The following is a 15,508-nucleotide window of genomic DNA, read 5'->3' on the forward strand; positions in this document are numbered from 1 at the left end:
CATGCTGTTGCCTCCCCCGATCATGATCCGATCATTGCCGCGCTTTTGTCTGCGCGTTTTGCGTTTGAACCTTGATCCGCCTCCGCGTCCGGGCCGGCAGCCGGGCCGGGAATCATCATCGTGACGGTCGTTCCTCTCATAAACTTGCTGTGGACGAGCAGGTCGGCAAGCTCGCCGTAATAGATTTTCAGCCGGCGGTATACATTGACAAGGCCGATGCCCCGCTGATCAAGTTCGTCTCTCTCCCGGCGCGCGTCCTCCGGAACGAGCCTGAGCTTGCTTCTGAGCGAATCCAATTCTGACGCCCTCATGCCCGTGCCGTTGTCGGCGATGGTGATGATCAGCATGTCCGCTTCCAGCCGCGAGGCGATGCGAAGCTCGCCGCCCGAGGTAAACTCGGAAAGCCCGTGATTAATGGCGTTTTCAACGATCGGCTGCAGCATCAGCTTCAGCACCTTGAAGGCCAAGGTCGCCGGATCGATGTCCCACTTCACCGCAAACCGGTCCTTGAAGCGATTTTCCTGCACGGTGATGTAATACAAGGTGTACTCGATCTCCGTTTCCAGGCGCACGCCTTGCTCCGGACCGGAACGGATCGAATAGCGGAACAGCTTGGCCAGCGAGCCGATCATCTTGTTGACCGCTTCGCCGTTGTTGCGCTGGGCCTCCATATTGATCGACTCCAGCGTGTTGTATAAAAAATGAGGATTGATCTGCTGCTGCAGCATGCTCATTTCCGCCTGCGTTTTCAGCGCGTTCAATTCCCGCTCCCGCAGCTTGCTGCGGTAGTCTTCCTCGACCAGCTGGTTGATTTTTTCGACCATCCGGTTATAATGCTGTGCCAGCAGGCCGACCTCGTCTCCGGTGCCGGCGCCGGGGGGCGGCCGGAAAATGGTGTTCGCCGGCCCGCTCCATCGCATTTTGCAAATGGCCCAGCGGCCGCACGAGCCAGTGCGACAGCGTCAGCGCAAGAAGCATGCACAGCAGCGCCACCGATGCGACGACCCACAGCAGCTCTCCGCTGCGGTCATGCCAGGCGTCGAACGCAAACTTCGCCGTCATCTGCCAGCCGAACGCCGGGATCGTCTTCGTCAGGGCAAGCGAGGCGCCGCGATCCGCGGGCGACGAAGCGCTCCCGCTCAGCAGATCCCCTTCCTCGAAGCCCTGACTTTGGTACATCAGGTTCCCCTGTCCGTCCTCCATCCGAAACGCCGCGCCGCCCAGCCGCTCGATCGCCTGAAACGCATCGGGCTTCAGTACGAGCTGCAGGTAGCCAAGGGTCGCCTCTCGCGCGTCCCGAACGCTCCGTTCGATCGGCTTGATCAGCTGTCCGGCGGGATGGTTGTAGATATCCGGCGTCACGGGAACCCAGGTGATCCCCCGGCCTTCCGCTCCCTCCGGCTGGGGCTCCAGGTAGAAGAGCGACAGATTGTTGGAAAATATCGTGGCGTATCTCGCGCTGCCGTTCATGTCGTACAAGATGAAATAGGAAAACTCCTCGGACTCGGGATAAATCGTGCCGGCGCCGCCGGTCGCCGCAGCTGAAGCCGCCTGCAAGCCGCCCCCCTGCATCGTCAGATAGGCGCTCAGCATGTTGTTGGCCGCCAGCGCATGCGCCGCTCCTTCGAACGCTTCCGCCTGTCTCGCCAGCGTCCAGCCCATCTGCTCGGTCAAGGCCTCGGCCGTCCGCGCCCACTCCTGCTTGGCAAAATGATTCTGGACCGCTGCGTACAAGCCGACCGTCACAAGCAGCGGCACCAGCACCGTCGCCAGAAAAAGCAGCGCCAGCTTCGTTCGGATCGAGGCTGCCGTCAGCAGTCTGTGGGCAGGCTTTGGGGACGCGCTTCCCGTATAAGCGCCCAAGGGCAGTGTGCCGCCCTGGCTGCGGATGAATCGGGTCAGCCTGTGGAGCGGGGAGAGGATACGGTTCGCCAGCATAATCGAGAGGGCGGCGCTGCCCGACAGCAGCAGGACGAGTACAGCGACGACCGTCGCAATCGTGCGGCCGAAGCCGTCGGGCCAGCCCGATTTCCCTTCCGTCCATACGAGCACGATCCCGTAGGGAGCCAGTTTTTTTTATGTATTGAACCTGCCCCTTTTCGCCGGATATACGGGTCCACGAGACTTGCGTGTCCCGTTGATCGGGGGAGTTCGCTAAAATCCAGCAGGTCCAACCGATCGCCCCAGGTGCCGACCCCTTGATCCGTGTAGATCGACAGCCGTCGGCCGTCGTCCCCTTCGTCGGCAAGAAACGTACGGGGAAAATCGTCGGCAAGCACGAGCAGGCCGAGCGTATAGTTATTAATGCCGTTGTTGATGATCCATTTCCCTTCCAGGCCGCGCACGAAATCGTCTGCGCGCTCGAGCTGTCGGTCGCTGATATAATCCCACTTGCGGCGCAATTGCCGCTGCAGCTCGCCGGCCTGAATATAGACGGGGAAGCCGATCCCTTTGGCGGTCAGCGCTTCCAGGATGCCCGTTCCGTTCAAATCCTCGATCCAGGGCAGCTCCTCGGCGGCCGGCGATTGCCGATCGAACGCTCTGGCATAGTTCAGCTGGTTCTGATCCTGACCAAGCAAGTACAGGCGCTGGACCAGCTCCGGCTTGATCGACAGCCGGCTGATTTTTTCGTTCAGCTCCCACAGCGCCTCCTGACCTTCCGCCGACGTCCCGAGTCCGAGGAAGTCCGCCGAATACGCCGTGTATTCCTCGGATTTTACGTGCGCGGAAAAGGTGTTCGCCTGCTTGAGCGCCGACATCGCGTTGTACTCCAACTGACTCAGCACGTGATTTTTTCTGTAATACTCCGCTTCCTTGCGAATCTGGTTCAAGTTGGCATAGCCGTATATGCCGAATAGAATTAGCGCGGAAAGGAGCAGCAGCAAAGAGCTTGCGACGATTCGCTTGCGATGCGTCATGTTGTTCACGCGCGGCTCGCCTCTTCCTGCGCGAAGTTCGCCAGCACATGCTTGTTGCGGTATTCGAGCGGCGTGAGCTGACGGTATTTTTTGAATACGATCGAAAAGTGCTGGGCGTTGTGGTAGCCGACCCGCTCGGCGATCTCGTAGATTTTGAACGCCGGGTCACGAAGCAGCAGTTCGGCTTCGGCCATGCGGCAGGACGTCAAATATTGCAAGTAGTTTTCCCCTGTCACCTCCTTAAACAGAAAGCTCAAATAGGCGCTGTTGACATGGAGATAACGGGCGATCTGCTTGAGCGAGATCGGTTCGCGGAAATGCTCCCGCACGTATTTTCTGGCGCTCTCCACGATTCGCCTGCCGGTCTCCGAGTCGCCTGGCGCGTCGGCTTCATTTTCCTTTTCTTCCTCCGCCGCTTCCTTCGCCGCCTCGCTTCCCGACGCAGCCCCCCCATCTTCCGGTTCGTAAAAGACGATGTCCTCCTCTCCGTTCGCGCGGCGGAACGCGATATCCGCCTGTTCCCTCGACAGCGAAACGTCCGCGAGGCGCGACACCGGCTCGCCCAGCCCGATCGACATCGTCGTCTTGAACAGGCCGCCGAATCGGTACAGATGTCCCCTGACCGACGAGCTGCGCCGCGCCAGCTCCCGCGCGCCGCACATGCCGACGATGTAGCAGCAGCCGGTCTCCGACTCGACGAGATAGCTGCCGAGTCCTTCGCTCTGCCGAAGCTCGGACAAGGCATTCTCCAGCGCGAACAAGATGAGCTCCCAATCCTTGATGGAGTAGTCCTGTCTGCGTCTTGCGTCAAGTCCGACGACCGCTACCGTGTAAGCGGTTGCATCTTGAACGAGATAAGCCTGTCCGCACGCTTCCTCGATCTCCTCCTGCGAGAGGGGCATGCACAGCAGCTTGCTCAAAAACTGGATGCGCCATAGCGCCGACGCCTGCTGCAGCCTGCGCTGCAAGAGCCGTTCATTGTCCGCCTCGCGGCGTTCGTCGTTCAACTGGGCGACGAGCGGCTTGAACGCCTTGATCAGATCCTCTCTTGCCGAAGGTTTGAGCAAGTAATCCGACACGCCGTAGCGCAGCGAGGTCCGCACCAGATCGAAGTCGCTGTAGCCGGTCAGAATGACGATCTTCGTCAACGGGCTGCGGGTTTTGACCTTCTCGGCCAGCTCGAGCCCGTCCATCAGGGGCATGCGAATATCCGCGAGCAGCAGATCCGCCGGCTCCTCCTCGAAGCTTCGCAGCGCTTCCAGTCCATTTTCATAGGCACCAGCCAGCTCGATGCCCAGCGTCTCCCATTCGAAGCCGGACAGCCCTTCTCTGATGTTCGCCTCGTCGTCGACAATGATCAATCTGTGCTTTGTCATTATGTCCTCCGATCATAGGAGCGGCCGCCAGCCGCTCGTGTCGATGTCGTTCAGCTGGATCATGCGATCCGCAGCCTTGCCCTGAATCTCGTCGATCGCGGCGAAATACGTATCGTCGTCCAGCTTGCCGTTGACCCAGGCTGACGTATATTGATTCCACTGATCGTAGCTCTCGGTATCCAGACCCGTCGGCCAGGCATAAATCGGCGTAATCGGGAACGGGCGGGAGATCCAGTCCCGCAGCAGTTCGGGAACAGGTACGCCTTCGACGGCGCCGATCGAGGTTTGATCCTCTTGGATGAGCAACGATATATTTTCGGGAGAGGTGAGAAATTGAAGGAATCGGACGGCTGCCGCCTCCGTGCCGTGCCGCTCGACGGACGGCCGCAATATATTCAGCGTGACCGACGCCTCGGGCTGATAGGGACCGCTCGATGTATACTTCGGCGCCGATACGTACGGGGACTCTTCCACCGACAGCGGGATCGGCGGGAGCATGCCGAATTCGAAGCTGCGTTCCTTGTTGCCCTCCTCCGTATTGAGGAGCCAGGTGCCGTCCTCGAACATGGCGACCTTCCCTTCCGCCCACGGCTTGGAAAAATCGGTATACTCCCAGTTCGGCGGCGATACCTCGAACAGCTTTTTAAAATTGAGGTAAAGCTCTCTTGCGTATGCGTGCCTGACGGGCGACAGCATGCCTTCCTTGATGCCGCGCATCAGTTCCTCGTTGGCGATATGGCCTTTGGCATCCCGCGTCAGTTGCTCCGCCACGTTTTTTTCAAAATAATAGGGCCCCAGATTAAAGATGAACGCCCAGCTGTAGATCTGATTTTGCGCCGTCCACGGATGCAGTCCGATATAGCCTTTGCCGTTCAACGCCTCGGCCGTTTCGATCAGATCGAGATACGACTCGGGGATCGGCAGCCCTTCCTTGGCAAAAATCGCTTTGTTATAAAATATGGCCGTCGCCGGTCCGGAGTACAGACTGATCGGTATCCCCGTCGAGGTCCCGTCGACCGGCGACGTCACCAGATTGTTTTCCCACAAATAAGACGGGAACTGGTCGCTCCACTTCCGGTTGTCCGGCACGTACGGATTGGGCTCCTGCAGGTAACGGTCCAAAGGCAGGTACCAATTTTCCTCGGTAAAAAAGTTCCAGCTCATCCCGATATCCGGCGCATCGCCGGAGGAGAAATGCGTCGTATAGTAGCTCGCAAGCTCCGCCTGATCCTTTTTGTTCATGCCGCGCACCCATTCGATCGTCACGTTCGGATACAGCTTCATGAACTTGTCCGCGATGATCTGACCCGCCACCCGCTTCTCCGGGTTCGTCTTCGTCCGGGCGGCATCGGTCGTCGGCGTGAACATCCACAGGTCGACCTTGAGCGTGACGGGCCGTCCCTCCGACAGCATATCCTCCGGCCGGGCCGGATCGGCCGATGCCTGCGGGGTTACGCTGGCACGATGCAAAGCGTCAAGCGCGTCGCTCTGCACGGACGGCGACTCCCCGCCTCCGGCATGCGGCTCCGAATGAAAGCATCCGGCCGCGAGGAGACACGGTATCAGGATCGGCATACAGAGAAAAACCGGCTTCCATCGCGATTTCATGCTGCCCCAGTTCCCCTTTACGGCTCTCTTATTACAATCTTAATGTCAATGCCGCCTGCGAACAACAAGGTTTTGTTTAGGTTTGATTTGCGATTTTTGGATGTTTGAAGACCGGCGGCGCGGCGTTATGGCGTGAATCGCGGGAAGGGGGTTAGGCGGGGGAGGTCCAGGCATGCGAAAATAGCGCAGATCTGTACGCCTGTTGATTTACCAGTATCTAGGTCATGGTAGTGATAAATGGTGAGCCAAATAAACCACCCATTCGGGAGGCAAGGCAGCCAAGCTGATTAGTCGGTCAAACGCCGCAAAAGACAACCGTGCGCTGGGGTGAACCTGGCTATTTCCCTGCACATACACGTACTGAAGCAGCACGTATACGATCAATGCGGTATATAATTGTCCGTAAACGGCATTCGGTGTCCTTCCAAATAGTTTGGGCACATTCAAATGCTGTTTAATCCATCGAAAAAATACTTCGATTTGCCACCGTTGTCGGTAGATTTCTGCAATTTTCTCCGCCGAGAGACGGTGCAAGTTGGTCACGAGAACAACCGGGTTGCCTTGGGGATCCTTTAGCTTCACGACCCGAAATCGATGGCGGGTCAAGCGCGCCTTTGTTCCGAGTTGGCAGGTCAAATCTTGCTCAATCGTATGTTTGTAGGGACGTTTTCGTTCGCGATAAACCGGCTCTTGCAGTACCGTGTTGTATCTCACCCGGATGACAAAATACTGTCGTTGATCCTGCTCCATGTAGGTATCAAATTGCTTATGCTTTCCGTATGCACGATCCGAAACCAGAATGAAATTTGGGTCTGTTACCCTACTGCATAAGGTCGAATCATGCTGTTTTCCCGTCGATTCCGTTACACGATGGAGTTCGCCGGTCTCTGTCAACAAAGATACTTGCAGCTTAATGCCGCTCTTCTCTCCTTTGGCCGATGGCGCCCAAGGCAGTCGATTGTGACCGGCGGAAATGGTCGTGGAATCGACCGCCAGCGGCTCTTTCGGAAGCCGAAGACGCCGGCGCGTGGAGCGATTGCATTTACGAATCAACAGATGAAGCAGTTGCTTAAAGACGCTGAACGGAACCTCTTTCGCTTTTTTTGGAGATCGTAGAGTGATCCGCTTGGCGCAGCCCACAGGCGACCATCCGCTTTTCTCCGTCCCGATAGCCATCCCATTGCCCAAGCGCCGCTTCAGCAAGAAAAATAAAGAGCTCGTAGACTGTAAATTTCCTTGCTGTATCGACATAATTGGCTTCCTGTAACAAAGGTTGAAGCTCCTCGTTAGGAATCAGGGATTGAAGAATGGGAGCAAACATTGTACGATGTTTCATAAGACCGTCTCACCTTCCGTAAGGTTTGTAGGGGTACAAACACTTTACAGGAATGAGCGGTCTTTTTTGCTACCATTTTTTTGATAATCAACAGGCGTACAGATTTGCGCTATTCTCACTATCATGCCAAAGGTGCGTGGGCAAGTGCGGTCCGGTCATGCGAAAATAGCGCAGATCTGCGCTATTTTCCCGAGTCTTCGTTAAGAGGAACTCATGTTAAGCACGCGCCTTACCGTTTGGCCGACTCGGCGATCTTCATCGCTTCGTCGGACGTGACGTGACCGACGATGCCGTACTGAATGCCGTCCTCCGTCCAGTACAGCTCGGTGAGTTCGGGCTGCGCGAATACGAAGCCGTCATTGCCGTTCACCTGCGTCGCCGTGAACAGATCCGCCGGGAAGACGGCGGTCATGCGGCTTGCCGTGAACGTGATCGTCTTGTCGCCCGTCGCCGTCGCGTAGGTGAAGGTCACGTCCCGAAGCGGTTCGCCGGCCATCCCCGCCCCTACGATATCCTTGAGCGCAAAGCCCTCCGGCACGGCATCCGGCGCAAGCATATCCGCACCGAACGAAGCTTTGGCTTCTTCGGCGGTACTGAAGGGCGTCGAGACAAGCTGGGACAGCTCGGAGCCGGCGGCGCCTGAATTCCCGGCATTTCCGGCATTCCCGACGTCGGTCGAAGGCGATGCGCCGACCGGGCTCTGCGCCGGCACCGGCGCGGATGCGCGCTCCAGCGTCGGCAGCCCCACCATCAGAAACACCGCCAAGGCCGCTGCCGCCGCGCCCGCGGCCCATACACTTTTAGAGACGCGTCTTCGTCCGACTTGGGCCGAGGCCGCCTGTTGCCGGATTTTCATTTTCAGCCGATCGGTCAATTCCAAGTCCTTAAAGAGCGCTTCATCGGCTTCCTTGGCCAGATGCAGACGCAATTCACGATCCATATCCGTCATGCTTCGTCTCCTCCTCGTTCATCGCCCGGGCCAGCGCCTCGCGCGCCCGATGCAGCCTGTTGCGTACCGTTCCTTCCGGAGAAGCCGTCGCTTCCGCAATCTCCCTGGTCGACAGCTCCAAATAGTAATACAGGTACAACGCTTCCTGGAAAGCTATCGGCAAGCGAAGCACATGCTGGAGCACCTCGCTCTTCTCCAGCCTGCGAAGCGCCTCGTCCTCTACGTTGAACGATGGACCGTGCTCCAATTTAACCGGGTCGGTCGGCTTTTCGTCGTACATCCGAACGCCCATCTTGTCCCGGCATACGTTGACGCCGATCGTCGTCAGCCACGTCTTCACGGCGCTGTCTCCGCGGAAGGACGTCCAGTTCCGGTACGCCCGCAGGAATACCTCCTGGCTGATATCCTCCGCAAGGTGACGATCTTTTGTATAAAAATAAGCCGTACGCAAAACGACTGTTCCGAACGCTTCCATAAGCTGCTCCAGCGCCTGGGCGGGATCCTTCGAAAAACTTTCTTTGGAGCTTAAGCCGGCCGGCTTCATGCGATCATCACCTCCACAACCTATTAGACGGCCTGAGCTGGCGTTTCGCTGCATCCGACGATTCGTTGGCTTCAAAAAAAAGAAGCGCCCCCCGAATGTTCAGGAGACGCGAAAATCATAATTACGCTTCAGTGTCATGTTTTGCTAAGTCGGGCTGCATCGATGGAAACTTTCACGCCCAGGCTACTTAACCGTAAACCGATACGTACCCGAGCCAACAACAAACGCAAGTCCCTCCGCCGTCTCCGTCACGACCGATATTCCCTCCGCCGCGTCAATCGGCTGCTGCGACTCCATCGCGTTCGCCTTGCTCGCGCCCGGCAGCAGAACGTTCGCGGCGGCATTGGCAGGCACCTCGAACTCATAGTCGATTCCGCCATCCGGTCTGCGCCGCCAGGCCGATCGGATCTCGCCGTACGGGGATTCGAGCGTCGCTTCGGCGAATTTCAGCGAACCGCCCGGCACCGGCCGTACCCGGATTCGCTTGTACCCGGGCGCCGAAGCTTCCGTGTCGATGCCAGCCACCGATCCGAACAGCCAGTCTCCGATCGCGCCGTAGGCGTAATGGTTGTAAGAGTTCATATCGTCGCTCCAGAAGCTGCCGTCCGGCTTGATGCCGTCCCAATGCTCCCAGATCGTCGTCGCCCCTTTGACGACCGGGTACAGCCAGGACGGATATTCGCGTCGCTCCAGCAGCTTGTAAGCGAGATCCGCGTGGCCGAACCGGGTCAGCACATGACAAAGGTAAGGCGTGCCGACAAAGCCCGTCGTCAGCTGGGTGCCCGATTCTTCGATCAGCTTGGCGAGCCGGTCCGCCGCTTGCTGCCGCGTTCCCTCCTCCAGCAGATCGAACATCAGCGCCACCGCATAGGCGGTCTGCGTCGGCGAAGCGAGCCGCCCGGAAGGCGTGACGTATTCCGCGCGGAAGGCGCGGGCAACGTTGTCGCGCAGCTCGGCGTACTTGACCGCGTCGTCCGCATACCCCAGAACGTCCGCCGACTTCGCCAGCAGGTCGGTTGAATGCGCGTAAAAGGCCGTGGCGATCAGTTCTGTGGGCGTCGCGCCGACATAGCTGTTCTCCTTCGCATCGAGCCCGAGCCAGTCGCCGAAGTGGAAGCCCGTGTCCCACAAAAATTCGCGCTCGCCCTGGGCGCGGATGTATTCGACCCAGCCCTTCATGCTGGCATACTGCTCCTGGAGCACGCGCGCGTCGCCGTAACGCTCGTACAGCACCCAAGGTACGATCGCGGCCGCATCGCCCCATGCCGACGAATTCGCGCCGGCGATCGAGACGTCCGGAACGACATGCGGCACGCCGCCGTCCGGCTGCTGGTCCGCGGCCAGATCCCGAAGCCACTTCGCGAAAAAGGACTGCACGTTGCGGTTATACGTAGACGCACGCACGAACGCCTGCGCGTCGCCGGTCCAGCCGAGCCGCTCGTCCCGCTGCGGGCAGTCCGTCGGCACGTCGACGAAGTTGCCGATCTGGCCCCAGACGATGTTGTCCGCCAGCTTGTTGATCATCGGATCGGAGCACCTGAACCGCCCGGCCGTCTGCAGATCGCTCGTCAGGACGCAGCCGACGAAGCGGCCCGGCACCTGCTCCGGCGGGATGCCTTCGATCTTGACGTAACGGAAGCCCTGGAACGAAAAGGTCGGCTCGAACGTCTCCTCGCCTTCGCCCGAGCATACATAGGCGACGGTCTGCTTGGCGGAGCGCAAATTGCCCGTGTAGAAGTTGCCGTGCTTGTCCAGTACCTCCGCATGGCGCAAGGTCACGACCGTTCCCGCCTCGGCCCTGACGGTGAACCGAACCCAGCCGACCATGTTCTGACCCATGTCGAGCAGGGTCTCGCCGCTCGGCGTCGTCCATACGGACACGGGCACGATCGTATACACGATCCGCACAGGCTCGCTCTCCTGCGCGACGAGCGCCGTCTTCGGATGCGCGTACAGCGAGACGTTTCCCCATTCCGAATCGTCGAATGCCGGCAGCGACCAATCTTTCCGCGACAGCCTCGCATCGTAATGCTCGCCGTCGTAAAGTTCGGACCAGCGAAGCGCGCCGTCGCTCCCCAGCCAGCTTCCGTCCGAGCCGACGACGGACTCGGCGCCGTCGGCATACCGCACATGCAGCCATACAAGCGCGGCTCTCGTATCGCCATATTTACTAGCCTGTTGCCAGCCCAGTCTGCCCCGGTACCAGCCGTTCCCGAGCATCAAGCCGAGCGCGTTGGCGCCTTCTGTCAGCAGCGCGGTTACGTCGTATGTCTGGTACTGCACCCGATGCCCGTAACTGGTCCATCCCGGATTCAGATGCGTATCGTCGGCCGCCTCCCCGTTGACGAACAACCGGTACATGCCGAGCGCCGTCGCATATATGCGCGCGGAGGCAACCGGCCGATCCAGACGGAAGCTTTTGCGCAAATACGCAATCGGTTCATGTCCCTCTTCGTTCGCGGGCAGCGTATGGGAGATCCACTCGGCACCCGCCCACTCCTCGACGGACAAGAGCGCCGTCTCGAAATAAGCTGCCGCGCTCCATTCGGACTCCTGGCCCCGATTGCCCCATACCTTCACCCGGTAGAAGTACCGCGTTCGCGAACGCAGCGGCTCCCCCCTCGTAAGGCACGGCAACCGAACGTCCGCCGGCCATCCGTTCCGTATCCCAGGCGAGCCCGCCTTCGAACGAGGCATCCTCCGCGACCTGGATGCGGTACGCCTCCTGAACGACCCCGCGCCGCTCCGAGCGCAGCTTCCAGCCCAGCCGCGGCGCCTTGTCGCCGATGCCCATCGGGTTCGACCTGTTGTTGCAGGACAATCCGTATACTTCGATCTCCGCCATTCGTTCATTCCCCCATACCGTCGGTGAATTGCCGATCCTGATTGCAGTTTAAAGCGCTCTCGTCGGCAATTACATAGGTGAATCGGACAATTTGGAGTGGTAAAATAGACATATGAACGGAAAGGGGAATAAGCCGTGAAGAAGTCCCAATATACGCTGAGAGGCAACGATCTGTTCCGAGGCGGCCTTCGCGTCTACGTCAACCGCATCGAGGAAAATTTCGTCGACTCGGCGCTGCACGAGCACGACTTCATCGAACTGAACTACGTTGCCGAAGGGGCCGGGTACCAGTATATCGGCGAACAAGTCGTGCCCGCGGCACGCGGCGATCTCTTCGTCCTGCCCGTCGGCCGCTCGCATGTGTTCCGTCCCTATTCCGCGGATAAGCGAAGCAAGCTGGTCGTCTACAATGTCGTGTTCGCACCTTCCCTCCTCGCGGAGATCGCCATGACGGCGCCCGAGCTCATGCTCGACAACATCGTTGCGGCGCAGATCGAGGACACCAAGGAAGCAGGCATCGCAAGGGACAAGCGCCTTGTACTCGAGCCGCTGTTCGAGCGAATTCACGAGGAGCACGCCGCCCTTCGCCCCGGCGCCTCCGCGATGCTGACCGCGCTGCTGACGCAGATTCTGATCGAATGGACGCGGCTGCGCGAAAAGGCGGCCGGAGCCGGATCGCCCGCGGCCGCCGTCCTCGACTTCGGCGAAGCCGTCGCCTACGCTCGCGAGCAGGCGCTCGAGCCGCTGACGCAGCGCCATGCCGCCGAGCGGTTCGGCCTGAGCGAGCGGCACTTCCAGCGGCTGTTCGTCCGGCATACCGGACAGACCTTCCACGCGTTCGTCCAGCGCCAGCGCGTCCTGACCGCCTGCCAGCTGCTTCGCGATACGCGCCTGAAGCTCGACGCCGTCTCGGGCATGGTCGGCTACCGGGATACCCAGTCGTTCACGCGCGTGTTCAAGCGGATCGAGGGCGTAACGCCGGGACAGTATCGGAGGCGGATGGCGGGGGGAGCTTTGATCCGCAGTCAACTTGCTTCTATTTCCCGTAAACCTCAAAATCCCTGATTCTCGCATAATTCGCTTGTCCGTTCTGCGCAACAAATGACAACCAGGTCTTCATGGTGCTGGATGGGAAAAAAGTTACTCTACAGGCTTGCGAGACGGTCCAAATGGTGCTACAGAGGAGAAAAGTTACTTTACAGGCTCGCGGGACGGTCAAAATGACGCTGTAGAGGAAAAAAGTTACTCTACAGCTTGCGAGACGGTCCAAATGGTGCTGCAGAGGAGAAAAGTTACTCTACAGGCTCGCGAGACAGTCAAATGACGCTGTAGAGGAAAAAAGTTACTCTATAGGCTCGCGGGACGATCTGCAGGGTGCGCAAAAAAAGCCCTCGCAACGACGAGAGCTTATTGCTGGTTCGAATAAGGAACCATTCATCTTATCGACCATTCGTTGTCGCCCGGCGACAGCTCGCGCTCGATCGTCCTGCCGTCGAGCCGAAGAGACAATCGGGCTTCCATCCCTTCCGGAATCCGGGCCCGCACGCGGACGGCGCCGTCTTTTTCCCGGTACCACCCCGCCCGGATGACGCCCAGCGGCGTCCACGCGTCGGCTTCGGCGAACGTCAGGCCGTCCGGCAGATACGGGCGGATGACCGCCTTCGCGAAGCCCGGCGCTTCCGACCGGATGCCGACGACGAACTCTTGCAGCAGCCGGGCCGGATAACCGTTCCATGCATGGGAATGGCTCTCGATATCCTCCCAGCCCTCCCACATCGTTTGCGCTCCTTGGGCGAGCATGTATCCCCAGCCGGGATACTCCCGCCGATCGAGCAGCGCGAACGCTTCTGCCTCCCGTCCGTTCTCGAACAGCATGCGCAGCAGCGGCAGCGAGAGCACGGTGCGGCATTCCCACGGCTGGCGCGCCACGGATTCGATCGCCGCTTCGCGGTCTTCCGCCGGCACGAGGCCGGCCGCCAGCGCGATAGCCGTCACGCCCTGATGGGTCGCGGACGCGTCCGAGCTGTCCCGGAACCGCTTCGCCTTCGGGTCGTACAGTTGCCCGACGATCCGGCCGGACAGCTCGGCCGCCAGGTTCGCGTAGGCGCCCGACTCTTCTTTCCGTCCGAGCAAATCCGCCGAGCGGCTCACGATCCTGAGCGACAGCACGAGCTTGATCTGCTGCACGGTCAGATGCTCGCCCGCGTGTTCGACCGACGGATACGGCCAGTCGCTGATATGCCAGCCTTTGTCGAGCGGCACGAGCCCCGTCTTCGGGTCGCGGATGCCGACGAAGTAGTCGGCCATCCGGCGCGCCGTCTCATAATGCTTCTCCAGCGCTCCGATGCTGCCCGACGCTTCGTACAGCTTCCACATCAGCGTCGCATAATGCAAGTCCCATTCCGGAATCTGGATGCGGAAATCCTTGTTATCGTAGTTGATCGGCGCGACGAACGGAAACGTCCCGTCGGCCAGCTGCGCATCCGTAAAGTCGGAGAGCGTCTTGTCGACGATGTCGATCGCGTCGAAGTTGTACAGCAGCGTCTCCGCTTGCAGATCCGTGTCAGCCGTATATTGAGCTTGCTCGCGGTGCGGACAATCGACGGTCTGCCCCAGCGTATTGTTTTTCTGCGTCCGGATGGCCGCGGCGTAAAGCGCGTTCAAATGTTCGTCCGAGCAAGAAAAACGCCCGACGTACGCCATATCGGTATGCGCCCAGCAGACGGTCACTTCGCCGGGAGCGATCTCGTGAGGGTACCCGGTCACCTCGACGTACCGGAACGCCTTGAAGGAAAAATCCGGCTGCCACGTCTCCGTCTCTTCTCCGCGCATCGTATACTCGTCGTAATAATGGTCCGATTGCTCGTTGGTTACGTTATGCTTGACCCGGCCGTTCTCGTCGAGGTCCTCCGACATCCGGAGCCGGATCGTCGCGCCGGCGATACCCTTGAGCTTGAACTTCGGCCAGCCCGATACGATGCGCCCGGGATCGAACACTTGCGGCCGCTCCCCGTCGATATCGCTTCCCGCCCGCTGCGGCAGCTTCGCGCAGACGATCTCCTCCTCGATCGCGCCCTCCGGGATTCGCTGGACCGTCATGGGCCAATCATCGCGGCCGATCTTGGCGATCTTCGCCTTCAGCGTCTCGCCCTCGTAGCCGGAGAAGCGCCACTTGGCGTCCAGCTTGCGCGCGTCGTATTTCTCGATGGCCGATACCCGGCGATTTTGCTGATAGGGCGTCCCCGTCTCGTGAGGCATCTCCTTCAGAACCCGCCACGTCGCGTCGGTCCGAACGACCTCTTCCGAACCGTCCGCGTACGCCAGATGGAGCTGCAGCCTGAATCCCGGCAATCCGTCATAGTAATTTTGCCCGCCCCCGCCGAGGTAATGGGCATCCGCCGTCAGGCAGTTCGCGCCGCTCGCGAGCAGCTCCGTAACGTCGTAGGCGAGATACGTTTTTCTTTTCTCCGGATTCGTCGGCGCGGGAGAGACAAACCCTCCCAGTTTCTTTCCGTTCACGTAGACTTTGGCCGTATGGTGCGCCGAGTAAAACAGCTTGGCCGAAGCGAGCGCCTCGCGCACCTTAATTTCCTTGCGGAAATAAGCGAAATCGTTGATTTGGATGCGGCGCGATCGCCAAATCCAGTCCGACTGCCATGCGACCTCCAGATCCGGTCGATGCTTGCTTGCCGTTCCCTGCTCTTTATCGCTTGCGCTCACGATGCCGCCATCCTCTCCGCTTCGTTTTTCATTAGCATACAAGAGGGAATCGGTTGCTTGTAGAGGGGGGGCATATGATATGAATAGGGCAATCGCATCCTGATAGAGAGGAGCCGCCGTTTGTGACCCCTACTCCGTTTGTGCTCGAAGGCAAAATATTTTGGCAGCCCGAATTTCCGATCGCGGTCACCCGGGAGCGCGAGCGGTTCACG

At 59.7% G+C, this 15,508-nt stretch carries 10 protein-coding genes and 2 pseudogenes; 1 reads left to right on the top strand and 11 read right to left on the bottom strand.

What is annotated here, in order from left to right; translation table 11 throughout:
- Window positions 1-20 precede the first annotated feature (20 nt).
- The 10 genes and pseudogenes from OMP40_RS01075 to OMP40_RS43020 all read right to left on the bottom strand — a co-directional run.
- Window positions 21-920, bottom strand: coding sequence for a sensor histidine kinase (locus tag OMP40_RS01075; RefSeq protein ID WP_277528453.1), 900 nt, complete (start codon window positions 918-920; stop codon window positions 21-23).
- Window positions 829-2,052: a hypothetical protein gene (locus OMP40_RS01080; RefSeq protein WP_277528454.1), complete on the bottom strand. Its 1,224-nt coding sequence runs from the start codon at window positions 2,050-2,052 to the stop codon at window positions 829-831. The genes OMP40_RS01075 and OMP40_RS01080 overlap by 92 nt, the downstream gene beginning before the upstream one ends.
- Window positions 2,053-2,923: 871 nt before the next feature.
- Window positions 2,924-4,294 carry a response regulator transcription factor gene (locus tag OMP40_RS01085; protein ID WP_277528455.1) on the bottom strand — a complete coding sequence of 457 codons (1,371 nt, stop codon included), beginning with the start codon at window positions 4,292-4,294 and terminating at the stop codon, window positions 2,924-2,926.
- A gap of 12 nt (window positions 4,295-4,306) precedes the next feature.
- Entirely contained in the window at window positions 4,307-5,788 is a 1,482-nt protein-coding gene (locus OMP40_RS01090; RefSeq protein ID WP_277528457.1) for an ABC transporter substrate-binding protein, read from the bottom strand.
- A 336-nt stretch (window positions 5,789-6,124) separates the two neighbouring features.
- Window positions 6,125-7,153: an IS4 family transposase gene (locus OMP40_RS01095; RefSeq protein ID WP_277528459.1), complete on the bottom strand. Its 1,029-nt coding sequence runs from the start codon at window positions 7,151-7,153 to the stop codon at window positions 6,125-6,127.
- 314 nt (window positions 7,154-7,467) lie between these two features.
- On the bottom strand, window positions 7,468-8,187 hold the full coding sequence (locus OMP40_RS01100; RefSeq protein WP_277528461.1) for a hypothetical protein: 720 nt from the start codon (window positions 8,185-8,187) through the stop codon (window positions 7,468-7,470).
- A complete protein-coding gene (locus OMP40_RS01105; RefSeq protein WP_277528465.1) occupies window positions 8,168-8,731 on the bottom strand; it encodes a sigma-70 family RNA polymerase sigma factor in 564 nt (187 codons plus the stop codon). The genes OMP40_RS01100 and OMP40_RS01105 overlap by 20 nt, the downstream gene beginning before the upstream one ends.
- Window positions 8,732-8,914: 183 nt before the next feature.
- Window positions 8,915-11,242, bottom strand: a complete 2,328-nt coding sequence (locus OMP40_RS01110; protein ID WP_277528467.1) for a glycoside hydrolase family 78 protein — start codon at window positions 11,240-11,242, stop codon at window positions 8,915-8,917.
- A 45-nt stretch (window positions 11,243-11,287) separates the two neighbouring features.
- Window positions 11,288-11,428: pseudogene (locus OMP40_RS43015) on the bottom strand (hypothetical protein); the annotation flags it as partial.
- Window positions 11,406-11,576: pseudogene (locus OMP40_RS43020) on the bottom strand (glycoside hydrolase family 78 protein); the annotation flags it as partial. The pseudogenes OMP40_RS43015 and OMP40_RS43020, both read right to left, overlap by 23 nt.
- A gap of 135 nt (window positions 11,577-11,711) precedes the next feature.
- Here OMP40_RS43020 and OMP40_RS01120 point away from each other — a divergent pair.
- A complete protein-coding gene (locus tag OMP40_RS01120; protein WP_277528471.1) occupies window positions 11,712-12,641 on the top strand; it encodes a helix-turn-helix domain-containing protein in 930 nt (309 codons plus the stop codon).
- Between the two features lie 369 nt (window positions 12,642-13,010).
- Here OMP40_RS01120 and OMP40_RS01125 read toward each other — a convergent pair whose 3' ends face one another.
- Window positions 13,011-15,296 (bottom strand): alpha-L-rhamnosidase, encoded by a 2,286-nt coding sequence (locus OMP40_RS01125; RefSeq protein WP_277528472.1) that lies wholly within the window; start codon window positions 15,294-15,296, stop codon window positions 13,011-13,013.
- Window positions 15,297-15,508 lie beyond the last annotated feature (212 nt).

It is taken from the genome of Cohnella rhizosphaerae (assembly GCF_029525575.1).
Classification (GTDB): Bacteria; Bacillota; Bacilli; order Paenibacillales; family Paenibacillaceae; genus Cohnella; species Cohnella rhizosphaerae.

Bases quoted from the DNA above. Each gene is read 5' to 3' on its own strand.
- OMP40_RS01075 (WP_277528453.1), bottom strand. From the start codon at position 920: ATGCGATGGAGCGGGCCGGCGAACACCATTTTCCGGCCGCCCCCCGGC.
- OMP40_RS01085 (WP_277528455.1), bottom strand. From the start codon at position 4,294: ATGACAAAGCACAGATTGATCATTGTCGACGACGAGGCGAACATCAGA.
- OMP40_RS01095 (WP_277528459.1), bottom strand. From the start codon at position 7,153: ATGTCGATACAGCAAGGAAATTTACAGTCTACGAGCTCTTTATTTTTC.
- OMP40_RS01100 (WP_277528461.1), bottom strand. From the start codon at position 8,187: ATGACGGATATGGATCGTGAATTGCGTCTGCATCTGGCCAAGGAAGCC.
- OMP40_RS01105 (WP_277528465.1), bottom strand. From the start codon at position 8,731: ATGAAGCCGGCCGGCTTAAGCTCCAAAGAAAGTTTTTCGAAGGATCCC.